Source organism: Mesorhizobium sp. M1163, assembly GCF_040318415.1.
Lineage (GTDB): Bacteria > Pseudomonadota > Alphaproteobacteria > Rhizobiales > Rhizobiaceae > Mesorhizobium.
Window position 1 is genome coordinate 369156 of record NZ_JAMYMF010000001.1, and the last position, 21251, is coordinate 390406.

Below are 21251 nucleotides of genomic sequence, written 5' to 3' on the forward strand. Positions count from 1 at the left end.
AGAGGGGGGTGTCCAAGCGCCAACATACCCTCAAAACCTCGGAATGTCCGGAAATGCCAGCTGCCCGCGATGCACGTGCATCCGCCCGAGCTCCGCGCATCGCCTCAGCTGCGGAAATACCTTGCCCGGGTTGAGCAGGTGATTGGGGTCGAAGGCGCATTTGACGCGCATCTGCTGGTCGAGATCGATCTGGTTGAACATTTCCGGCATCAGGTCGCGCTTCTCGACGCCGACCCCGTGCTCACCGGTCAGCACGCCGCCGACCTTGACGCAGAGCCGCAATATGTCGGCGCCGAAACTCTCCGCCTTGTCGAGCTCGCCGGGCACGTTGGCGTCGTAGAGGATCAGCGGATGCAGATTGCCGTCGCCGGCGTGGAAGACATTTGCGACGCCGAGCCCGTATTTCTCCGACAGTTCGCGCATGCCGGCGAGGACGCGCGGCAATTCCTTGCGCGGGATGGTGCCGTCCATGCAGTAATAGTCGGGCGAGATGCGGCCGACCGCCGGGAAGGCTGCCTTGCGGCCGGCCCAGAAACTCAGCCGCTCCTGCTCCGATTGCGAAATGCGGCATGTGGTCGAGCCGTTCCTATAGGCAATGGCTTCGACCAGGCCGATCAGATGGTCGACCTCGACACCCGGCCCGTCCAGCTCGACGATCAGCAGCGCCTCGACATCCAGGGGATAGCGGGCCTGGACGAATTCCTCGGCGGCGTGGATGGCCGGGCGGTCCATCATCTCCATGCCGCCCGGGATGATGCCGGCGCCGATGATGTCGGCGACACATTGGCCGGCTTGCTCGCTGGTCGGGAAGCCGATCAGCAGGGCACGCGCCGTCTCGGGCTTCTTCAAAATGCGGACGGTGACCTCGGTGACGACACCGAGCAATCCTTCGGAGCCGGTCATCACGCCGAGCAGGTCGTAGCCTTCCGCGTCGAGATGGCTGCCGCCGAGGCGCACCACCTCGCCATTCATCAGCACCATCTCGATACCAAGCACATTATTGGCGGTGAGACCGTATTTTAGGCAGTGCACGCCGCCGGAATTTTCCGCGACATTGCCGCCGATCGAGCAGGCGATCTGGGAGGATGGATCGGGGGCGTAATAGAAGCCCTCCTGCTCGACGGCGGTGGTGATGCCGAGATTGGTGACGCCGGGCTGAGCGACGACGATGCGGTTCTGGAAATCGATCTCGAGGATGCGGTTGAAGCGGCTCATCACCAGCAGCACCGCGTCTTCCAGCGGCAGCGCGCCGCCGGAGAGCGAGGTGCCGGAGCCGCGCGGCACGACGCGGATATTGCGGTCACTGCAATATTTCAGCACGCGCGAGACCTGCGCCACGGTTTGCGGCAGCACCACGACCAGCGGCAATTGCCGGTAGGCGGTGAGCCCATCGCTCTCGAAGGCGCGCATCGCATTGGCTGCGTCGACGACGCCCTCGCCCGGCACGATGATGCGCATATCGGCGACGATCTCATCGCGCCGGCGCAGCGTGGCGTCGTCTGGTTTCGGCATCGCAAGACCGGACATCGACAGCCTCCTTCGACCGACTGGTAAAAATCTTTTACCAGCGACGGCTATCGGTTGCAAATGCCGCTTTGGCCGGGATCGCGGGCCTATGGCCGGGACAGCCTTTCGCAGCGGCAATCTGCCGCTGCGCGCCCCACACTACTCGCCCGGCTGCTTGCCCGGTTCGGAGTGCATGCGGCGGACACGGCGCACGCCCCACCAGACGAGCAGGACGGCGAGCGGCACCGAGGCGGCGGTGACCATTTCCGGCGCAAAGGCATGGCCGAAGATCGAGGCGCCCTTGGCGACGTAGCCGATGAGGCCGACGACATAGTAGGAAACGGCGGCGACCGACAGCCCTTCCACCGTCTGCTGCAGGCGCAATTGCAGGCGGGCGCGATTGTTCATCGATGCCAAGAGATCGCGGTTCTGCTTCTCGACCTCGACGTCGACCCAGGTGCGCAGCAGCGTGGTGGCACGGGTCAGCTTGCGCGACAGATTGGCCTGGCGCTCCTCGACCGAACGGCAGGTGCGCATGGCCGGCGCGACGCGCCGCTGCAGGAACCCGCCCCAGGTGTCGTAGCCGGGCACGGCTTCTTCCTCGAGCGCCTCCAGCCGCTCGCCGACGATGCCGTCATAGGCACGGCTGGCGCCGAACCGGTAGAGGCTGGAGGCGGCATCCGCCTCCAGTTCGGCGGCAAGTTCGGTCAGGTCGGCCAGCAAGGTCTGGCTGTCGCGGGTTTCGGCGACCTTCATTTCCAGCGTGGTCTGGGCCAGCCTGTCCTCGATGCGGCGGGCACGCCCCGAAAGCATCAGCGCCAGCGGCAGCCCAAGCATGGCCAGCGTGCGGTAGGTCTCGATATCGATCAGCCGCTGCGACAGCGCCCCGGTGCGCGCCGGTGTCAGCCCGCGATCGAGCACCAGCATGCGGGTCAAGCCGTCGCCATCCTGGCGAAAATCGGTGACGATGGCCGCGTTGCCGCGCTCGACCAGCGAATAGCACAGGCTGGTCGGGTCGAAGCCGGCGATCAGCCGCTCGTTCGCCGGTGTCCATTTGCGGATTTCGAGCCTGATGCCGGAAATCACCGTGCCCGGCGGCGAAAACCCGTTGCCGAAGGGGGTATCTTCTTGCCCCCTGCCGTTTTCGGCGAGCGGCCCTTCCCAGAGATAGGTCGAGAACTCCGTGTGCCGTTCCCAGCGCAGCGAGCCCTTGCCCCACTTCATCGTGTGATGGCGGGCATGGCGGTCGGGCGCGGCAATACCAAGGCGCTGCGACAGTTCCGAAAGCACTGCCAGATCGACGCTCGAGCCGCCTTCGGTCATGAAGGAAAGCTGCACCAGCACGCGCGGCTTTTCGACCAGCGGATGCGGTCGGGCGTGGACCTCGCCGAGCGCGCCGGGCCGACCTTCATGCGCCGGAAAGCCCATGACGCTGCCGCCCATGGCTTTGGCGCGCAGCTGGAATTCGAGATTGGACGGGTCGGCGTCTGGCACGGCTGGTCCCCCGGGCTTCTCTGAGCCCTTTGGCAATGATGTCCCTCTAGAGCGGTTTTATCGTTTCACGGAAACGCCGAACCGCTCTATCCCTTTGATTCTGCGCAATTCCGGACGGAAAACCGTTTCACACTTTTCCTGGAATTGCTCTAGAGGCAATCGCCAGGGGACGCAAACAGCCAGTTTAGCAGAAGGTGATATGAAGCCGCGGCTGTGAAACCGACCCGGCCGGGCGAATTGGATAAATAATTTGACCAGTTGGCGACGCTGGCTTTATCTTGCGCGACATCGGTTCAACCCCCAGGCACCCCGTTTGAGCGACATTTTCTCCCGGATCGAGCATTCGCGCACCGCCGACGAGGTGGTGCAGCAGATCGAGAGCCTGATCCTCGAAGGCGTGCTGCGCACCGGCGACCGGCTGCCGGGCGAGCGCGAGCTGGCGCGCCAGTTCGAGGTGTCGCGGCCGATCCTGCGCGATGCCTTGAAAGCCTTGGAAGGGCGCGGGCTATTGACGACACGGCCAGGCGGCGGCACCCATGTCGCCGACGTCATCGGCCAGCTGTTCACGAAGCCGGTGGCCGACCTGATCTCGATGCATCGCAAGGCGGTGACCGACTATCTGGAGTACCGCCGCGAGATCGAGGCGGTGGCGGCGGAATATGCGGCGCGGCGCGCCACATCGGACGATCTGGCGCTGCTCGACCGCATCATGGCACGGATGGACGAGGCGCACCGGACCGGCAATTTCGACGACGAGGCGGAAATCGACGTTGAGTTCCATCACGCGATCTGCGAATGCGCGCACAACATCATCCTGCTGCACACGCTGCGCGCCTGTTACCGGCTGCTGTCGGAAGGCGTGTTCCAGAACCGGCGGCTGGTGTTCAGCGTGCCGGGTGCGCGCGAGGCGCTGCTTTCGCAGCACCGGGCAATCTACACCGCGGTCAAGGCCGGCGATCCGGCCGCGGCGCGGCAGGCTGCGATGGACCACATCTCCTATGTCGAACGGTCGATGGCCGAGGCGGAGCGCAGCGGCGACTGGCAGCGCGTGTCGCGGCTGAGGCTCAGGCAGCGCTCCGAGCCCGGTGATGGCGAGCCGGCAAGAAAACAGCCGTAGGCCGCGGCCAGAAAATTCAACGACGAACCAGCGAAGAACCAGCGGAAAAAGATCCATGAGCAGCATCCTCACCATCGCCGACCTCAAGGACCTGGCGCGCCGCCGTGTGCCGAAGATGTTCTTCGACTACGCCGATTCCGGCGCCTGGACCGAAAGCACCTACCGAGCCAACGAAGAGGATTTCCAAAAGATCAAGTTCCGCCAGCGCGTGCTGGTCGACATGGACAACCGCTCGCTGGAATCGACCATGATCGGCGAGAAGGTGGCGATGCCGGTGGCGCTGGCGCCGACCGGCATGACCGGCATGCAGCATCCGGACGGCGAGATGCTGGCGGCGCAGGCGGCGGAAGAATTCGGCGTGCCGTTCACGCTGTCTACGATGAGCATCTGCTCGATCGAGGATGTCGCGTCGGTGACCAGGAAGCCGTTCTGGTTCCAGCTCTATGTGCTGCGCGACAAGGATTTCGTCTTCGATTTGATCGACCGGGCAAAGGCGGCGAAATGTTCGGCGCTGGTGCTGACGCTCGACCTGCAGATCCTGGGCCAGCGCCACAAGGATATCCGCAACGGGCTTTCGGCGCCGCCGCGGATGACGCCGAAGCACCTCTGGCAGATGGCGACAAGGCCGCGCTGGTGCGTCGGCATGGCCGGGACCAAGCGCCGGAGCTTCCGCAACATCGTCGGCCATGCCAAGGGCGTCGGCGACCTCGCCTCGCTTTCGTCGTGGACGAAGGAGCAGTTCGATCCGCATCTGTCGTGGAAGGACGTCGCCTGGATCAAGGAGCGCTGGGGCGGCAAGCTGATCCTGAAAGGCATTCTCGACAAGGAAGATGCGATGATGGCGGCCAGGTCGGGTGCCGATGCGATCATCGTTTCCAACCATGGCGGCCGCCAGCTCGACGGCGCCTCGTCATCGATCATGGCGCTCGAAGAGATCGCCGATGCCGTCGGCGACACGATCGAGGTGCATATGGACGGCGGCATCCGTTCCGGCCAGGACGTGCTCAAAGCACTGTGCCTCGGCGCCAAGGGCACCTATATCGGCCGGCCTTTCCTGTACGGCCTCGGCGCACTCGGCAAGGAAGGGGTTACCAAGGCGCTGGAAATCATCCGCAAGGAGATGGACATAACGCTGGCACTGTGCGGAAAGCGTCTGGTCACCGACATGGGCAAGGATCAGCTTCGGCGCTAAAGTCCCGTGACAGCATGATCACGGAGGCGACGCAGGCATTGACGGAGCCCGGCATCAATTTTTACGAGGCGCGCGGACCGCAAGGCATGCGCCTTTATGCGATCGGCGATGTGCACGGCCGGCTCGACCTGCTGGCCGCCATGCACCGGCGGATCGAGGCGGAGCTCGGTCAAAGGCCGTCGGCCGATTGGCGCGTGATCCATCTCGGCGACTATGTCGACCGCGGCCCGGACTCCAAAGGCGTCATCGATTTCCTGATCGACGCGCAAAAACGCGATCCGCGTCACCTGATGCTGGCCGGGAATCATGATCTCGGCTTTCTCGATTTTCTCGATGTCCCCGATCAGGACGGGCTGTTCATGCGCTATGGCGGCATCCAGACGGCGCTGTCGTATGGTGTGTCACTTGGTGGGAGCAGCGCCTGGTTTGGCCGCGCCGATGCGGCATTGCGGCAAGGGCACGCCGCACTGGTCGAGGCGGTGCCGCAGAACCATGTCGAATTCCTGCGCTCGCTGCCCTTTTCAGTGACGTTCGGCGATTTCTTCTTCTGCCATGCCGGCATCCGGCCCGGCATTGCGCTGGAAAGCCAGAGCCCGCAGGACCTGATCTGGATCCGCGAGGTCTTCCACGATCACACCGGTCTTCATCCCAAGATCGTGGTGCACGGCCATACGCCGGTGCCCAAGCCCGAGATCACAGGCAACCGCGTCAATGTCGACACCCTCGCCTGGCAGTCGGGAAACCTCACCGCGCTCGTCGTGGACGGCGCGGACAAGCATATCCTGACAGTCACGGGTGAGCGGGCTTAGGGAAGGCGTGGGGTTATGAGCAGAGGGTCTAGCGAAGCGCGGCGGTGACGCCGTAGCCGTCGACGGCATTGTGGTTGTTGGCTGCGTCGGCGGAATAAATGCCGAGGCCGCACAAGACAATGGCCGACAACATGGCAAAGGACAAAAAGGCTGCTTTCACGGACGTCATCTCTTGTTGAGCTTCCTGCATCTATGCACGAGCGGGTTACCAATGCGTTGAAACGCAAAATTCGTCGCAAATGTCTGACGGTTTCGCGCTTCTAGGCATGTTCTGTATCGGCGGTGTGTCGCGCGGGTCACAGGATAGGTTCATCGCGGTTGCACGGAAGATGCAGAGCGGCGCCTTTTAGGCTAGCGGATTGACACAGGCCAAGGATGAAACGCGTTATCCCCGGCGGATTTGGCGCCGCGTGCCAAATATGCAACGTCGCCAAATAGGCAACGTTGGCTGTATGAGTCGTCAGATCGTCGCCACCCAGGCGCGGGCGATGGCCAGGCCGGCGGCATCGGCTTGCGGTCCGTTGCGGGCCATTTCATCGTCGAGCCGACCTGCCCATTCAGGATGCCGCTCGGCAATCAGCGGTGCGAAGGAGGTGCTCCAGTCGCGAACCATCGGCCGGTCGGCCTCGAAATGGAACTGGAAGCCATAGACGGCGCGGCCGATGCGGAACGCCTGGTTCTCGGCGACGGCGTTGCCGGCCAGCCGCACGGCCCTCTCAGGCAAGACAAAGGTGTCGTCGTGCCATTCGAAGATCGGGAATTTTTCGGGCAAGGCGGCGAGCACCGGATCGGCGTTCGCGGCCGCGGTGAGCGCGACCTCGTGCCAGCCGAACTCCGAAGCACCGCCGATCTGGTTCTCGCCGCCAAAGGCGCGCGCGACCAACTGGCCGCCAAGGCAGATGCCGAGCACCGCGCGATCCCTCTCGGCAAAATCGCGCGTCAGGTCGAGCAGGCCCGGAAAATAAGGACAGAGCTCGTCGTCCAGTGCATTCTGGGCGCCGCCGAGCACCACCATGGCGTCATGCCCGCCGCTATCTTGCGGCAGCGCGTCGCCGCGATAGGGCCGGCGCAGGTCGATATCGGCGCCGGCCTCGACAAGCGCCGCGCCGATCTGGCCAAGGCCCTCATTGTCGAAGTTCTGGACGACCAAGACCCGCATCGAAACCTGCTGACATGAAATAGATGCAGCGAGCGATATCATGGCGCCAGCATCGCAGCCAACAAGGAACGCCTATGCCACTGCAAAACCGGGTCGATCCGTTCGGCGCCATCCATGCCGTGCCGGAGCGCGGCCTGTTCATGGGCAATCGCGGCATCATTCACGACGCCGAGACGAGAACGCTGTTGAAGAAGCGCTGGGCGCTGCAAGCCTGGATCATCTGCGTCTGCGAATTCCGCAATGTGCGGCGCGAGCCGATGGGGCGCAACCGGCAAAGCGACGACCAATTGGGCGGCAAGGCCGGCTGGACCGAACTGTTTTTCCTCGACGAGGTGACGGCGCTGGCGGCCGGGCACCGGCCGTGCTTTTTCTGCCGGCGCGAGCGAGCCAGGGATTTTGTCCAGCGCTTCGGCGACGCCTTCGGGATTGCCGAGCCGCGCGCGCCGCAACTCGACAAGCGCCTGCACAAGGAGCGCCTGGCATCGGGCGGACCGGCGCCGAGACTGGAACCGGAGGCGCTTGCGGACTTGCCGGACGGCACGATGATCTCGTCAGGAAACAGGGCGTACGCCCTGTTTGACGGCGCCGCGCTGTCCTGGAGTTTCGGCGGCTATCGCGAACCGGTGGGGTTCGGCGGTTTTACCGACGGTCCAATCCACATGCTCACGCCGGCGACAACTGTTTCGGTGCTGCAGCAAGGCTACGAGCCTGTCTGGCATCCTTCGGCCGAGGCTTGACGCCGAGGGTGACGTTGCCGCATTCCTCCGCGATGCGCGCCAATTACAAGATGCAGCGGCTGTTCGTACCGGACGAGCTTGGACCGGATACCGAGTTCGACGTCGGCCCGCAGCAGAGCCATTATCTCTCGCATGTGCTGCGGCTCGGCGAAGGCGCCGAAATTCTGGTGTTCAACGGCCGCGACGGCGAATGGTCGGCGGCGATCGCCGCGAAATCGAAGAAGGCGTTGCGCCTGAAGGTGCTGGAATTGCAGCGGCCGCAGCCGCCGCTGCCCGATCTCGTCTATTGCTTCGCGCCGCTGAAGCAAGGACGCCTCGACTACCTCGTGCAGAAGGTGGTGGAGATGGGCGCCGGCATCCTGCAGCCGGTCATCACCCAGCACACGCAAGTGGCAAGACCCGGCATCGAGCGCCTGCGCGCCAATGTCGTCGAGGCGGCCGAACAATGCGGCATACTGGCGGTGCCGGAGGTGCGCGAAGCGGAAAGGTTCGAGCGTCTGCTGGCAGGCTGGGACAAGGGGCGGCGGTTGATCTTCTGCGACGAGGATGCCGCCACCAACAATCCCCTGCCGGCATTGCAGGCGGTGCGGGAGAACAAGCTCGCGCTGCTGGTCGGGCCGGAGGGCGGCTTTTCCGACGAGGAACGCAGGATGCTGAGAGCGCTGCCGTTCGTTACCGCCATTCCGCTCGGGCCGCGCATCCTGCGAGCGGATACGGCGGCGGTGGCGGCACTGGCGCTGATCCAGGCGACAATCGGCGATTGGTGATCAATTCCCGTTACCCTCTGGCTCAGGATTTTTCGCTTGATCGGCTACTGACATTTCGTCCATCTAGCGCCGGCGGTCGTCCGGCCGCTCTGCAGCGCAGCGCGTCCTTTCGGGCGCGCAAAGGACGCTGTAGCATATTGATTGGGCACATGATCCTTTCCGAAAATCGAAGCCGATTTTCGGGGTCATGTGCGGAGGGCTATTATGGCGCGCGATACTACCGATTTCCGGCCGATAGAAAGCGTCGACGAACTCGTCGAGCACCTGGCCGAAGGCAACAAGCCGCGCGACAAATGGCGGATCGGCACCGAGCACGAGAAATTCCCGTTCTATATCGACGGCAATGCGCCGGTGCCCTATGGCGGCGAGCGCGGCATCCGCGCCATCCTCGAAGGCATGCAGGACAAACTCGGCTGGGACCCGATCATGGATGCCGGCCGCATCATCGGCCTGGTCGAGCCGACCGGCCAGGGCGCGATCTCGCTGGAACCCGGCGGCCAGTTCGAGCTGTCCGGCGCGCCGCTGGAGACGATCCACCAGACCTGCCGCGAAGGCAATGCGCATCTGGCGCAGGTACGCGAGATCGCCGAACCGATGGGCATTCGTTTTCTCGGCCTTGGCGGCAGCCCGAAATGGTCGCTGGCCGAGACGCCGAAAATGCCGAAATCGCGCTACGAGATCATGACCCGCTACATGCCCAAGGTCGGTACCAAGGGCCTCGACATGATGTACCGGACCTGCACCATCCAGGTGAACCTCGACTTCGAGAGCGAAGCCGACATGCGCCGCAAGATGCAGGTGTCGCTGAAATTGCAGCCACTGTCGACGGCGCTGTTTGCCAACTCGCCCTTCACCGAAAGTCGGCCGAACGGCCTGCAGAGCTGGCGCGGCGAGATCTGGCGCGACACCGACAACCAGCGCTCCGGCCTGCTCGAATTCTGCTTCTCGCCCGATTTCGGCTTTGCCGATTATGTCGAATGGGCGCTCGACGTGCCGATGTATTTCGTCATCCGCGACGGCCAGTACCATGACATGACGCACATCACCTTCCGCCAGTTCATGGCAGGTGCTGCCCATAACGAACTGCCGGACGGGCTGCCGACGATGGGCGACTGGGCGAACCATCTGTCGACGCTGTTCCCGGACGTGCGGCTGAAGCGCTTTCTCGAAATGCGCGGCGCCGATGGCGGGCCGTGGCGGCGCATCTGCGCGCTGCCGGCCTTCTGGGTCGGGCTGCTCTACGATGCGGCTGCGCTCGACGCGGCCGAGGCGCTGACTTCGAGCTGGAGTTATGACGAAGTGCTGGCAATGCGCAACGCAGTGCCGGAACAGGGCATTTCAGCGCCCTTCCGCAACACGACGTTGCGCGAGATCGCCCGCGACGTGCTCGTCATCTCGCGCATGGGACTGAAGAACCGCGGCCGCAAGAACCGCGACGGCTATGACGAGACCTCGTTCCTCAACACGCTCGACGAGGTCGTCGCGCGCGGCACGACCAGCGCCGAAGAGATGCTGTCGGCCTACCACACACGCTGGGGCGGCTCGATCGAGCCGGTGTTCATGGAATACGCGTATTAACGCTTCGCTATCCGCATGAGCCACGGTCCGGCAAATTCGCTTCAATCAGTGATGGAAACGAACTAGGCTTCTCCAAACGAGGATTTGCCGGAGGAGAAAACAATGCCTTCCTTGTTCGATATTCTGGCACAGGCCCAGAACGGCAATGGCATGCAGGCGCTGGCCCAGCAGTTCGGGCTTTCGCAGCAGCAGACGCAGGCGGCGGTCGCGGCGCTGCTGCCGGCCTTTTCGCAGGGGCTGAAGCGCAACACAGCGGACCCTTATGGACTCGGCTCCTTCATGACGGCGATGGCCAGCGGCCAGCACGCCAAATATTTCGAGGATGCAAGCCGGGCCTTCTCGCCGCAGGGCCTCGATGAAGGCAACGGAATTCTGGGGCATTTGTTCGGCTCGAAGGATCTGTCACGCGCCGTCGCCAGCCAGGCCGCGCAGGCGAGCGGTGTCAGCCAGCGGGTGTTGCAGCAGATGCTGCCGGCAATTGCCTCGATGATGATGGGCGGGCTGTTCAAGCAGACCACCAACCAGTTAGGCGGGCAGATGCATGCGGCAGGGGGTGGGCCCGGCGGCGGCAATCCGCTCGGCGAGCTCATCGAGCAGATGATGTGGCAGGCGGGCGGCGGCAGCCAGGCGCCGGCCCCTCAGCCTGCAGGCCCGGCGGACAATCCGCTCGGCAAGGTCCTGCAGGATATGTTCGGCGGCGCACAGCAGCCGCAACAGACGCAGAGCCCTTACGGCGACAACCCGCTCGGCAAGCTGTTGCAGGACATGTTCGGCGGCGGGCAGCAGCCGCAAACCCAGCCGCAGCAGACACAGAACCCTTATGGCGACAATCCACTCGGCAAGGTGCTGCAGGACATGTTCGGCGGCGGCGCGCAACAGCCGCAGCAGCCGCAGAACCAGCCCCAGCAGACACAGAACCCTTATGGTGACAATCCGCTCGGCAAAGTACTGCAGGACATGTTCGGCGGTGGTGCGCAACAACCGCAGCCGCAGGCGCGTCAGGCGCCCCAGCAGCCCCAGGCGCCGCAGCCGCAGGCCAATCCGAGCGGCAGGCCGAGAAATCCGTTCGACGACCTGTTCGGCAAGATGTTCGAGACGGGTGCCCAGCAGCGCGACGACTACCAGAAAGGCATGGAGTCGATCTTCGACCAGTTCAAGCAGGGTATGGGCCGGCGGTAGACTAGACACCGGCATCCAATCATCAGTGCCGCCCAAAAAAGAAAGCCCGGTCCTGGGAGGACCGGGCAGCGCGCAGGCTGGCCGGGGGGATCCGGCAGGGAGTGGGGAGCCTGCGTAACTTGGTGGCTTCGTGCCTCAAAAAGGTTCAATGCGACCAAAATCGCGAATTTGTGCGATCAGGCCACCTTGCGGGCAATATCCTCGATCGTTTCGGCGCGCTCGACCGCGATGACGCGAAGCCTCTCGGTCGGATCGCGGCCAAAGGGCACACCGACAGCGACGTGCAGGTCGGCGCGGGTCAGGCCGATGTCGGCGAGCTCGGCATCCGACATCTCGCCGAGGCGACAAAAGGCGCGACGGTTTTTCCAGGCGCGGTAAACATTGGCAGCGGCATTGGCCACGCGCGTCGCAACGGCCGGACGCGAGGTGATGCGCGAGGTCTCGGTAGCGAAATCAAACGTAGCCATGTCGGTCTCCTTCACATTCGAACAAGCGAAACCAGTCGATCGGGCGCTGGCGACAGCGGCCGTTCCGGCTTCGATTCACATGCCTTCATGTGGACAGTCGGAATTTGCCACGGCGCGATTGATTAATCCAACGAATGTTTCTAATCTTTAGCATCAACATCAATGATGGATTAGACCGATGAAAGCGCCGCTCGATCTCGATCAGTTGCAGACCTTCATCTCGATTGTCGACACCGGCAGCTTTACCCGCGCGGCGGAAGCCGTGCATCGCACCCAGTCTGCAGTGTCGATGCAGATGCGGCGGCTCGAAGAGCGGATCGGCAAGCCGCTGTTCGAAAAAGACGGCCGCACCAACCGGCTGACCGAGGAAGGCGACAGACTGCTCTCCTACGCAAGGCGGCTGCTCTATCTCAACAAGGAAACACTGGCCGCCTTCGACGACCGCCGGCTCGAAGGCACCATCCGCATCGGCACGCCGGACGACTATGCCGATCGCTTCCTGCCCGAGATCATGGCGCGGTTTGCCCGTTCCAACCCGCATGTCGAACTGACCGTTATCTGCGAACCGACGCCGGGACTGGTCGAACACATCAAGCGCGGCAATCTCGACCTGGCGCTGGTGACGCACAATGACGCGCGCGGCCAATCGGAAGTGGTGCGGCGCGAACCGCTGCTGTGGGTTACCTCGGCCAATCATGCGACGCATGAGCAGCCGATCCTGCCGATGGCCTTCGGCCGGCCGAACTGCATCTGGCGGCGGGCCGCCGCCGACGTGCTCGACCAGCAGAACCGCGACTACCGCATCCTGTTCACCAGCTTCTCGGCCACCGTTATCGCCGCGGCGGTGCTTTCCGGCCTGGCGATCTCGGTGCTGCCGGAATGCGCGCTGCGGCCCGGCATGCGGGTGCTGGGCGAGGCCGACGGTTTCGGCGCCCTGCCCGATTGCCGCATCGGCATCATGCGCGGCCAGACCTCGCGGCCGGAGATCGTCGACGCGCTCGCCCGCCATATTTCGGAAAGCCTCGACAATATTTCCGTGCCGCTCGGCGAGGAGACCGGCACGTTCGATTTCGCCGCCCTCGCCTTCGCGAAGATGAAGCGGACCAAGCCAAACCAGATCCTGCCGGGCTGGTAGGGTTTCGTGTCTCATAGCGCCATGGGGGCCCCGCCACCGCGGAGCTGAAGCAAGTTCGGCCTCAATGACGACGGAAATTCAGTGCGACGAGGATCATCGCCGCAGTACCGGCAGCGGCGAGATAGACGGCCATCCGCACACCTTCCGCGGTAGCGACGCGCAGCGCTTCTCCTGTCAAACCGCCGGTGCCGGCGTTTGCAACGGCTACCAGGATAGCCAGCCCCACCGCGCTACCGACCTGCTGACCCGTGGATGCAATGCCTGAGGCGATGCCTTGCTCATGCGCGGCAACGCCCTTGGCTGCGGCTGCGAACATTGTTGGAAAGGTGATGCCGCCGCCGAGGCTGAAGACAATCAGTCCGGGGACCAGGTCGGCATAAGTGCTGTCCGCCGACATGGCCATGCCCAGGGCCGCCGTACCAATCGCGCCGATCGCAAGGCTGATGACGAGCGTGTTTCGTGTACCCAGACGGGTCGCCATCCGACCGCTCAGCGCATTGCCCGACAAGACGGCCAACATCGGGACCATGAAGGCGAAACCAGTCTGCAGAACGCCGAAGCCCTGCACTGTCTGGAAGTAGAAAGACAGGAAATAGAGCAAAGAACCGAACGTGGCGGTGAACAGGAATGTGGTGACGACGCCGGTGCTGAGGTTGCGGTTGGCCAGCAGCCGCAGCGGCAGCAACGGGTCGCGGCTATGCGCCTCTATGGCCACGAAGAGCGCCAGCAACAGGATCCCAACGGCAGCGCTGACCAGAATACCCTGTGAGGCCCAGCCGTACTCTGGACCCTGGACGAGCGTGAAAACGAGCAGGGTGGTACCGACCGTCGCCGTCAATGCGCCCGGCAGATCGAACTTGCCGCCTGACTGGTACCCGCTGTCTCCTAGAATCACCGGAAAGGCCGCCACGATCGCGATGCCGGCCAAAGGCACGTTGACGAAGAACACCGCCTCCCAGCCGAATGCCTGGGTCAGCACGCCGCCAAGCAACGAGCCCAGAACCATGCCCCCGGCACCAGAGCCGGCCCATACGGACAAAGCGATATTGCGTTCGCGACCTTCGCTGAAGGTGGTGTTGACCAGCGACAGGGTGGCCGGGAAAAGAAAAGCGCCGCCCAAGCCCTGCACGGCGCGCGCGGCAATCAGGATCTGAGGCGTCGTGGCGAAACCGCCGACCAGCGAAGACACTGCGTAGAGGACAAGCCCGAAAACGAACATTCGCCGACGCCCAAGCAGGTCGGATGCCCTGCCTCCAAGCAAGAGGAAGCCGCCAAACGCAACCGCATACGCACTCACGACCCATTGCAGGGTCTGCGCCGAGAAGCCGAGGCCCAGGCCGATTTCGGGCAAAGCGACAAAAACGATATTGTAGTCGATCGAAATAATAAGCTGGGCAAAAGCCAGCAATGTCAAAACCAGACTAAACCGTGGTCGGGCCGATACGTCAGCCACGCTCGAGTGGTGGCTCATATTCAACTGGTCGGTCATGCCTATTCCTTTTCCAAATGGAGCCCAGCACCCGCTGATCAGCGCGGCAATTGGCAAGGTAGTATCTGGACGAAACAGCCAAAATGGCATAGAACTGGAAGTATCGTCCTCTATTGGCAACGATGTGCGACTGTGCTGGATCTGAACGATCTTTATTATTTTGCGAAGGTGGTCGAGAAACAGAGCTTCACTGCCGCAAGCCACGCGCTTGGACGATCAAAGTCCAACATCAGCCGGCGCATCATCGAGCTCGAGAAACAGCTGGGCGTCTGTCTTATCCAGCGAACCTCCCGCAGCTTCGCCGTCACTGATATCGGCCAGGAGGTCTATCAGTTTGCTGTGGGAATGCTGGTCGAGGCGGAATCGGCCGAAGGCGCCGCGGCGCGACGACTGGCCGAGCCCAGCGGTACGGTCCGCTTCACCTGCTCGATCGGCATGGCGCAGTCGTTCCTGGCGGAATTGCTACCCCGGTTCCTTTTAAAGTTTCCCAAGGTAAACATCATCCAGCACGCGACCAACAGGTATGTGGATCTTGTCGACGAGGGGTTTGACCTTGCACTTCGCGGCCATGTCGAGCCGCTGCCCGATTCCAGCCTGATCCAGCGTCGGTTCGCGCCGACGCCCTGGCACCTTTTCGCCGCACCCATCTATCTTGCCGGCGCAGGCATACTGACAAGCCCACAGGACCTTGCCGGCCATGGCGGCCTGGCATTGAACGGGCCGACCGGCGGGGCGGTCTGGAATCTGCGCAACACCGGCGGCGAGACTGTGCTGATGCCGTTCACGGCGCGCTTGCGCAGCGACGATCTGGGAACACTGAAACAGGCTGCCATCGCGGGCCTGGGGATCGTGGCGCTGCCGGCCTATTTCTGCCAGGCCGAAACAGGCAATGGCATATTGCAACGCATCCTGCCGCAATGGACGGCGGGAGAAGCTGGGATCACTTTGCTGTCGCCTTCGGGGCGCAGCCTGTTGCCGGCAGTTCGAGCGTTCAGCGATTATCTGGCTGCCGAATTTTTTGGCCGTAGCGAGATGATGGGATCGCGTTATGACACGCGGCCGGATACAGGCGCCTTGACGGCGGCCAACAACCGTCCCCCAATCGGCCGATGAGCGACACAGCATCCGAATCACGCACCAACGCCACCGAGTATACGGTGAGCGAGATTTCCGGCGCGCTGAAGCGCACGGTCGAGGACGTCTTCGGCAATGTACGGGTGCGCGGCGAGATTTCCGGCTATCGCGGGCCGCATTCCTCCGGCCATGCCTATTTCTGCCTGAAGGACGATCGCGCGCGGCTCGACGCCGTGGTGTGGAAGACCACGATGAGCCGGCTGAAATTCCGTCCAGAGGAAGGCATGGAGGTGATCGCCACCGGCAGGCTGACCACCTATCCCGGAAAGTCCAACTACCAGATCGTCATCGACAATCTTGAGCCGGCCGGTGCCGGCGCGCTGATGGCGCTGCTGGAAGAGCGCAAGCGCCGGCTGCAGGCCGAAGGCCTGTTCGACGCCGGCCGCAAGCGCCTGCTGCCCTTCATGCCGCGCGTCATCGGCGTCGTCACCTCGCCGACAGGCGCCGTCATCCGCGACATCATCCACCGCATCAAGGACCGCTTTCCGCTGCATGTGCTCGTCTGGCCGGTGCGGGTGCAGGGCGAAATGGCGGGAGCGGAGGTGACCGCTGCTGTCAACGGCTTCAACGCACTGCCATGGGACGGCGCCATCCCGCGGCCCGACCTGTTGATCGTGGCACGCGGCGGCGGCAGCCTGGAGGATCTGTGGGGCTTCAACGACGAAGCGCTCGCCCGGGCCGTCGCCGCTTCGGCCATTCCGTTGATTTCCGCGGTCGGCCACGAGACCGACTGGACGCTGGTCGATCTGGCCGCGGATGTGCGGGCGCCGACGCCGACGGGCGCCGCCGAAATCGCCGTGCCGGTCAAGGTCGACCTCGAAGCGACGCTTGCCGGTCTCAGCGCACGGTTGAACACCGCGGTGTCGCGCAATTTCGAACGCAAGCGGCAAGCGGCGCGCGCGGCCGCCCGTGCGCTGCCCTCGCCCGACCAGTTGCTGGCGCTGCCGCGGCGGCGCTTCGACGAGGCGACGAGCCGGCTTGGCCGGGCGCTGTCGGTCAGCGTCGAGCGCAAGCGGGCCAGGCTTCTGGGGCAGCGGCTGACGCCGGCCACCTTGTCGCGGCGCATGAACGAAGCCCGCACGCTGACCCGCCGCGACCTCGCCCGTGCGCAAGCGGCGTTCCTTGCCATCGTGCGCGAGCGTCGGGCGCGGTTTTCGCGCACGGCGGCCAGACTGTCACCGGCGCCGATCGCGAGGCGGCAGAAACTGCAAGGCGATGCCCTGCTGGCCCTGACGCGGCGGCAGGACCACGCGATTTCGAGACGACTGGACCGTCTGCGTGGAAAACTGACGCAGGCCGATCGGTTGCTGGCGACGCTCTCGCACAAGGCCGTGCTGGCGCGGGGCTTCGCACTGGTCAAGGATGTGGACGGCGCGGTGGTCAAGCATGCGACGGACGTGGTGTCGGGAATGGCGCTTTCGCTGGAGTTCGCCGACGGCACCGCGGATGCAGTCGCCATCAGTGGCACGGCGCGGCCGAAGACGGTTGCCAAGCCCGCGGCCAAGCTCAAGGCGCCGGGCGGCCAAGGTTCGCTTTTCTGAGGAAGAAATGACCGACCCTCATCTTGCGACGCCCTCGGGCAAACCGCGCGCCCGCGCCTTCGCGATCCCATTCGATGGCACGCCGGGCCGCTTCAACGCCATCACCGATGTGCCTGGCGTGACGGTCGGCTATACCACGCTGATCTCAGGGGACGGGCCGCCCGTTGTCGGCAAGGGTCCAGTACGCACCGGCGTGACCGCGATCCTGCCACGGCCCAGGGGCGAACTGGCCGTACCGGCGTTCGCCGGCGTGTTCAGCGCCAATGGCAATGGCGAACTGACCGGCTCGCATCTGATAGAGGAACTCGGAGCGTTCAATCTTCCCATCACCATCACCAACACGCATTCCTGCGGCGTCAGCCGCGACGCAACGCTGCGCTGGATGCAGAAGGTGCTGCCGCAATCGCTCGACAGCGCCTGGGCACTGCCGGTAGCGGGCGAGACTTATGACGGCTTTCTAAACGACATCAACGGCCACCATGTGAGCTTCGAGCATGTATTTTCGGCGCTCGAGATGGCTGAAAGCGGGCCGATCGAAGAGGGCAGCGTCGGCGGCGGCACCGGCATGATCACCTTTGGCTTCAAGGCGGGATCGGGCACATCCTCGCGCAGCGTCGACTGGAACGGAGAGCGTTTCACGATCGGCTGCTTCGTCCAGTCGAATTTCGGTGCGCGGCGGAACCTTGTCGTGCGTGGCGTCAGGGCCGGAGCGGAACTCGCCGAACGGCGATCCGGGACAACACGCCGCGAGCGGAAAAGAGCTCGATCATCGCGATCGTCGCCACCGATGCGCCATTCATGCCGCATCAGTTGAAAAGACTGGCGAAACGCGTGCCGCTCGGCGTCGCGCTGACCGGCGGCTATGGATACAATTCATCCGGCGATATTTTTCTCGCCGTCAGCACGGCCAATGCCGATGCGGCGCGCGGCGCCGCCGGCAAGCTGGTCAGCGCCGGCTACATACCGGATGCCGACATCAACCCGTTCTTCGACGCCGTCGTTCAGAGCGTGGAGGAAGCCATCCTCAACGCGCTGGTCGCCAATGATGACATGACCGGGCGCGACGGCAATTTCGTGCCGGCGTTGCCGAAAGCATGGCTCGAGGAGAGATTTGGCAAGGCTGCGCGGCGATAAGACCGCGCAACTGCATCAGACAGGCAATAATCGCCCGGCAGGTTTTGCCGGGGGCGATCCGTCAGCCGGCAGGCTTGTTGGAATTCTGCTCGTCCTGATCGGCCTCGGCCGCCTCTTCGAGCCTCGAAGCAATGAGCTCCTGAATGTCGCCGACCTCTTCCTGGATATCCTCCAGGGGTATGCCGGCTTCGGCAGCTTTGGCCGCACATTCCCTCGCGAGGGTCTCGGCCTGCTTCTCGATTCTGGCTGGCGAGGGCTGGCAATGGACTTTTTCGCCAATCCACCCGCGCAAGAACTCGATCGCGTGTTCACTCATACTGCTGTTTCCCTAGCGGCTATGCCGATTGGTAATCATAAACGTCGGCATCTTCGAAAAGATGCGTGCTGCCATTCGAGCCGAGTCGGCTTCGCCCGGCAAGCCGAACTTGTCCGAGGTCCACAGAGCTGAAGGGAATGGTGGGTTCAAGGAGCACGTTCTGGTTCTTGAGGACTGATTCTCTCGACGAAACTCGTTTGACCCGCGCTATTGTTTCTATTTGCTTTTTTTCGGTTTTCAAGCCGTTTTAGATCACAATAGATAACACAATAGCTAAGCACATTTACCGCGCACTCGCCGGCATCACGTAAAAGGCGAGCCGTCAAAGCCGCCGCTATATAGTGACAACCATTTGCAATGTCGACTCTGCCCGCGATCCTGCTTCTTTCCGCCGCGCTTGCTGGGAGATATGTGGTGTGGCGGCCTTGTGGTGCAAACTGCCGAGCGCCTCATGCAAGGCATGCAATAGCGTCTTGTGGAACCCTGAATTGCTTGTCTCAGGGTGGCTCTCTACCGCTGGCGATAAAGGATCATGCCGGCATGATAGAGAACGCCTTCGACGAACTCACCGTCCGCGGTGAAGCCCGTATCGTCCCAGTATTCTATGTGGTTGCCCTGCACTTCATAGCGTCCCCGATAGGCGCTCTCGCGGTCACCGCGCGCTTCGTCATAACGGCCGTTCGGCAGGAGTTCGTGCCTGATATGGCGATCCTCGGTGACCCACATTCCGACATAGGGGTGATCTTGGCGCGTCATTGATTCTCCGCAAGGATTGGAGTTGAAGGAAGGGTCAGGCCGGTTGGGGCTACAGCAACGGCAATACCCGTAAGCATTGCGGCCAAAGTGGATCGCATCAATGCGCCGCCTTCGTCGGACGCACGACGATCTCGTTGACATCGACATCGTCGGGCTGTTCGATTGCGTAGCGCACTGCCCTGGCGATGGCATCGGGTTGCAGGGCAATAGCACGCCAGGTTTTCATGGCGGCGGCAGCGGCTTCGTCCGTGATCGTGTTGGCCAGCTCGCTTTCCACCACACCGGGATGAATGCAGGTTACGCGGATATCGTCACTCTCCTGGCGGAGCCCATCGGAAATCGCGCGGACAGCGTATTTCGTTGCGCAATAAACGGCAGCCGTGGGCGAGACGGCCAGTGCGCCGATGGAACCGATATTGATGATATGCCCGGAGCCGCGTGCCGTCATCTCCGGCAGCACCGCCGCGACGCCGTACAGAACACCTTTGATGTTGACGTCCACCATCAGCTCCCACTCGTCGACCTTCATGGCTGCCATGGCCGAGAGCGGCATGACGCCCGCATTGTTGACGATGACGTCGACCTGGCCCCATTCGGCCCGCGCAGCATCGGCGAATGCTGCGACATCCGCCCTTTTGGTGACGTCGAGCGCTCGTACGCGAACGATTCCACCAGCTGCCTCGATTTCTGCTGCGAGGACTTCAAGGCGGTCGGTGCGCCGTGCGCCAAGCATCAGCTTTGCACCTGCCGCGCCAAGTTCGCGGGCGATGCCAGCACCGATGCCGCTGGAGGCACCGGTGATCAGAACAACTTTGTTCATGGTCATCGAGATGATCCTTTTGGTTCTTTTCACGATGTGAAGGGATGGCGTGCGGGTGAGCTCCCGCGGGGCGCCAGCCTTATTTGGGTCACTGGGCGGTGTAGCCGCCATCAACCAGAAGCAGGGCCCCGGTGATGAAGCTGGACGCCGGCGAGGCTAGGAAGGCGATGGCCTCGGCAACTTCTTGCGGCTGGCCGATCCGGCCGATCGGATGCGCGTTGCCAAAGCTGCGCAGCATCTCCCGGCCATTCTCCACCACACCTTCCATGATGTCGGTTTCGATCACGCCAGGGGCAACGGCGTTGCAGCGAATGCCCATGCGCCCGTATTCGATCGCGATCACCTTGGTCAGCTGTGCGACAGCGGCTTTGGAGGATGCATAGGCCGCCTGCGTCTCGAAGGCCGCAACCGCCGAGATCGATGAGACGTTGACGATCGCGCCACCACCGCCGGCGGCCATCAACTCCACCGCAGCCCGGGCGGTGACAAAACTGCCGCGCGCATTGATCTGCAGGATGCGGTCATAGTCGTCGACCGAGGTCTCCGTCAGACGTTTGTTGAGCGTACGACCGGCATTGTTCACGACGATGTCCAGTCGTCCGAAGCGCTTCGCCGCGAGTTCGACCGAGCGTCTGGCCAGAGCCTCGTCAGCGACATCACCGACCAGGGTTGCCACATCCTCGGCTTCCAATTCACGTGCAGTGTCGCTGAGATCGCTTGCCACGATCCGGGCACCCCTGGCACGCAGCAGCTCCGCCGTGCAGCGGCCGATGCCGCGTGCCGCGCCCGTCACGAGGGCGACTTTTCCATCCAGGTTCCAGGAGGAAGGCAGTGATGTCATGGGTTATCTCCTTGGTCATCCGGCATCGGCTTGGATCGGGAGGATCAAGCCTTTCTTGCCATTGCGACAGAGATAGAGCC

The 21251-nt window shown here is 63.5% G+C and carries 20 protein-coding genes and 1 pseudogene; 11 read left to right on the forward strand and 10 right to left on the reverse strand.

All coding sequences use genetic code 11. The features are described from left to right. Positions 1-30: 30 nt before the first annotated feature. Positions 31-1527 carry an FAD-linked oxidase C-terminal domain-containing protein gene (locus NKH43_RS01785; RefSeq protein WP_352856287.1) on the reverse strand — a complete coding sequence of 499 codons (1497 nt, stop codon included), beginning with the start codon at positions 1525-1527 and terminating at the stop codon, positions 31-33. Positions 1528-1665: 138 nt separating this feature from the next. Next, positions 1666-2949, reverse strand: coding sequence for a DUF3422 family protein (locus NKH43_RS01790; RefSeq protein ID WP_352856339.1), 1284 nt, complete (start codon positions 2947-2949; stop codon positions 1666-1668). A 364-nt stretch (positions 2950-3313) separates the two neighbouring features. Here NKH43_RS01790 and NKH43_RS01795 point away from each other — a divergent pair, with 364 nt between their 5' ends. From NKH43_RS01795 to NKH43_RS01805, 3 genes are read left to right on the forward strand one after another with little or no spacing between them, the layout of a single operon-like run. After that, on the forward strand, positions 3314-4117 hold the full coding sequence (locus NKH43_RS01795; protein WP_352482361.1) for a FadR/GntR family transcriptional regulator: 804 nt from the start codon (positions 3314-3316) through the stop codon (positions 4115-4117). A 55-nt stretch (positions 4118-4172) separates the two neighbouring features. Then, the gene (locus NKH43_RS01800) at positions 4173-5309 is read left to right on the forward strand and encodes an alpha-hydroxy acid oxidase (RefSeq protein WP_023716468.1); all 1137 of its coding nucleotides are present in this window, start codon (positions 4173-4175) and stop codon (positions 5307-5309) included. A gap of 38 nt (positions 5310-5347) precedes the next feature. Beyond that, a complete protein-coding gene (locus tag NKH43_RS01805) occupies positions 5348-6118 on the forward strand; it encodes a metallophosphoesterase family protein (RefSeq protein ID WP_023716467.1) in 771 nt (256 codons plus the stop codon). A gap of 28 nt (positions 6119-6146) precedes the next feature. Here the strand turns inward: NKH43_RS01805 and NKH43_RS01810 are convergent, their stop codons facing one another. Both NKH43_RS01810 and NKH43_RS01815 read right to left on the reverse strand, forming a co-directional pair. Next, complete coding sequence (locus NKH43_RS01810; RefSeq protein WP_023716466.1) at positions 6147-6287, reverse strand: hypothetical protein; 141 nt, start codon at positions 6285-6287, stop codon at positions 6147-6149. Positions 6288-6578: 291 nt separating this feature from the next. Then, complete coding sequence (locus tag NKH43_RS01815) at positions 6579-7277, reverse strand: type 1 glutamine amidotransferase (protein WP_023716464.1); 699 nt, start codon at positions 7275-7277, stop codon at positions 6579-6581. Positions 7278-7351: 74 nt separating this feature from the next. Between NKH43_RS01815 and NKH43_RS01820 the strand changes: the two genes are divergently transcribed. The 4 genes from NKH43_RS01820 (at position 7352) to NKH43_RS01835 (ending at position 11538) form a co-directional block, all read left to right on the forward strand. Beyond that, on the forward strand, positions 7352-8014 hold the full coding sequence (locus NKH43_RS01820; protein ID WP_352482363.1) for a hypothetical protein: 663 nt from the start codon (positions 7352-7354) through the stop codon (positions 8012-8014). A gap of 32 nt (positions 8015-8046) precedes the next feature. Then, positions 8047-8781 carry a 16S rRNA (uracil(1498)-N(3))-methyltransferase gene (locus tag NKH43_RS01825; protein WP_352592621.1) on the forward strand — a complete coding sequence of 245 codons (735 nt, stop codon included), beginning with the start codon at positions 8047-8049 and terminating at the stop codon, positions 8779-8781. Positions 8782-8985: 204 nt separating this feature from the next. Continuing rightward, positions 8986-10359: a glutamate--cysteine ligase gene (locus NKH43_RS01830; protein ID WP_352641499.1), complete on the forward strand. Its 1374-nt coding sequence runs from the start codon at positions 8986-8988 to the stop codon at positions 10357-10359. A 102-nt stretch (positions 10360-10461) separates the two neighbouring features. After that, positions 10462-11538: a DUF937 domain-containing protein gene (locus NKH43_RS01835; RefSeq protein WP_352791183.1), complete on the forward strand. Its 1077-nt coding sequence runs from the start codon at positions 10462-10464 to the stop codon at positions 11536-11538. 176 nt (positions 11539-11714) lie between these two features. Here NKH43_RS01835 and NKH43_RS01840 read toward each other — a convergent pair whose 3' ends face one another. Beyond that, positions 11715-12005, reverse strand: coding sequence for a DUF1127 domain-containing protein (locus tag NKH43_RS01840; protein WP_352856289.1), 291 nt, complete (start codon positions 12003-12005; stop codon positions 11715-11717). A 178-nt stretch (positions 12006-12183) separates the two neighbouring features. Here NKH43_RS01840 and NKH43_RS01845 point away from each other — a divergent pair, with 178 nt between their 5' ends. Further along, positions 12184-13140, forward strand: coding sequence for a LysR substrate-binding domain-containing protein (locus tag NKH43_RS01845; RefSeq protein WP_023716458.1), 957 nt, complete (start codon positions 12184-12186; stop codon positions 13138-13140). A 61-nt stretch (positions 13141-13201) separates the two neighbouring features. Here NKH43_RS01845 and NKH43_RS01850 read toward each other — a convergent pair whose 3' ends face one another. Further along, positions 13202-14560: an MFS transporter gene (locus tag NKH43_RS01850; protein WP_502906446.1), complete on the reverse strand. Its 1359-nt coding sequence runs from the start codon at positions 14558-14560 to the stop codon at positions 13202-13204. Between NKH43_RS01850 and NKH43_RS01855 the strand changes: the two genes are divergently transcribed. From NKH43_RS01855 to NKH43_RS01865, 3 genes and pseudogenes are all read left to right on the forward strand, one after another. After that, the gene (locus NKH43_RS01855) at positions 14444-15742 is read left to right on the forward strand and encodes a LysR substrate-binding domain-containing protein (protein ID WP_352856292.1); all 1299 of its coding nucleotides are present in this window, start codon (positions 14444-14446) and stop codon (positions 15740-15742) included. The genes NKH43_RS01850 and NKH43_RS01855 overlap by 117 nt on opposite strands. Further along, positions 15739-17304, forward strand: coding sequence for an exodeoxyribonuclease VII large subunit (gene xseA / locus NKH43_RS01860; protein WP_352482369.1), 1566 nt, complete (start codon positions 15739-15741; stop codon positions 17302-17304). Before NKH43_RS01855 ends, xseA begins: the two co-directional genes overlap by 4 nt. 7 nt (positions 17305-17311) lie before the next feature. Beyond that, positions 17312-18438 (forward strand): annotated as a pseudogene (locus NKH43_RS01865) (DmpA family aminopeptidase). 61 nt (positions 18439-18499) lie between these two features. On the opposite strand, the gene NKH43_RS01870 reads toward NKH43_RS01865, so the two are convergent. From NKH43_RS01870 to NKH43_RS01885, 4 genes are all read right to left on the reverse strand, one after another. Beyond that, positions 18500-18754 carry a DUF768 domain-containing protein gene (locus tag NKH43_RS01870; RefSeq protein WP_023719384.1) on the reverse strand — a complete coding sequence of 85 codons (255 nt, stop codon included), beginning with the start codon at positions 18752-18754 and terminating at the stop codon, positions 18500-18502. A 510-nt stretch (positions 18755-19264) separates the two neighbouring features. Continuing rightward, positions 19265-19510 carry an Atu4866 domain-containing protein gene (locus NKH43_RS01875; RefSeq protein ID WP_023719385.1) on the reverse strand — a complete coding sequence of 82 codons (246 nt, stop codon included), beginning with the start codon at positions 19508-19510 and terminating at the stop codon, positions 19265-19267. A 97-nt stretch (positions 19511-19607) separates the two neighbouring features. Continuing rightward, a complete protein-coding gene (locus NKH43_RS01880) occupies positions 19608-20336 on the reverse strand; it encodes an SDR family oxidoreductase (protein WP_352856340.1) in 729 nt (242 codons plus the stop codon). An 82-nt stretch (positions 20337-20418) separates the two neighbouring features. Beyond that, entirely contained in the window at positions 20419-21123 is a 705-nt protein-coding gene (locus NKH43_RS01885) for an SDR family NAD(P)-dependent oxidoreductase (RefSeq protein ID WP_352856294.1), read from the reverse strand. Positions 21124-21251: the final 128 nt, after the last annotated feature.

What these genes read in the sequence shown, in the direction of transcription:
- NKH43_RS01785 (WP_352856287.1), bottom strand. Translation starts at nt 1,527, where the DNA reads ATGTCCGGTCTTGCGATGCCGAAACCAGACGACGCCACGCTGCGCCGG.
- NKH43_RS01790 (WP_352856339.1), bottom strand. Translation starts at nt 2,949, where the DNA reads ATGGGCGGCAGCGTCATGGGCTTTCCGGCGCATGAAGGTCGGCCCGGC.
- NKH43_RS01800 (WP_023716468.1), top strand. Translation starts at nt 4,173, where the DNA reads ATGAGCAGCATCCTCACCATCGCCGACCTCAAGGACCTGGCGCGCCGC.
- NKH43_RS01810 (WP_023716466.1), bottom strand. Translation starts at nt 6,287, where the DNA reads ATGACGTCCGTGAAAGCAGCCTTTTTGTCCTTTGCCATGTTGTCGGCC.
- NKH43_RS01815 (WP_023716464.1), bottom strand. Translation starts at nt 7,277, where the DNA reads ATGCGGGTCTTGGTCGTCCAGAACTTCGACAATGAGGGCCTTGGCCAG.
- NKH43_RS01820 (WP_352482363.1), top strand. Translation starts at nt 7,352, where the DNA reads ATGCCACTGCAAAACCGGGTCGATCCGTTCGGCGCCATCCATGCCGTG.
- NKH43_RS01825 (WP_352592621.1), top strand. Translation starts at nt 8,047, where the DNA reads ATGCGCGCCAATTACAAGATGCAGCGGCTGTTCGTACCGGACGAGCTT.
- NKH43_RS01830 (WP_352641499.1), top strand. Translation starts at nt 8,986, where the DNA reads ATGGCGCGCGATACTACCGATTTCCGGCCGATAGAAAGCGTCGACGAA.
- NKH43_RS01835 (WP_352791183.1), top strand. Translation starts at nt 10,462, where the DNA reads ATGCCTTCCTTGTTCGATATTCTGGCACAGGCCCAGAACGGCAATGGC.
- NKH43_RS01840 (WP_352856289.1), bottom strand. Translation starts at nt 12,005, where the DNA reads ATGGCTACGTTTGATTTCGCTACCGAGACCTCGCGCATCACCTCGCGT.
- NKH43_RS01845 (WP_023716458.1), top strand. Translation starts at nt 12,184, where the DNA reads ATGAAAGCGCCGCTCGATCTCGATCAGTTGCAGACCTTCATCTCGATT.
- xseA (WP_352482369.1), top strand. Translation starts at nt 15,739, where the DNA reads ATGAGCGACACAGCATCCGAATCACGCACCAACGCCACCGAGTATACG.
- NKH43_RS01870 (WP_023719384.1), bottom strand. Translation starts at nt 18,754, where the DNA reads ATGAGTGAACACGCGATCGAGTTCTTGCGCGGGTGGATTGGCGAAAAA.
- NKH43_RS01875 (WP_023719385.1), bottom strand. Translation starts at nt 19,510, where the DNA reads ATGACGCGCCAAGATCACCCCTATGTCGGAATGTGGGTCACCGAGGAT.
- NKH43_RS01880 (WP_352856340.1), bottom strand. Translation starts at nt 20,336, where the DNA reads ATGACCATGAACAAAGTTGTTCTGATCACCGGTGCCTCCAGCGGCATC.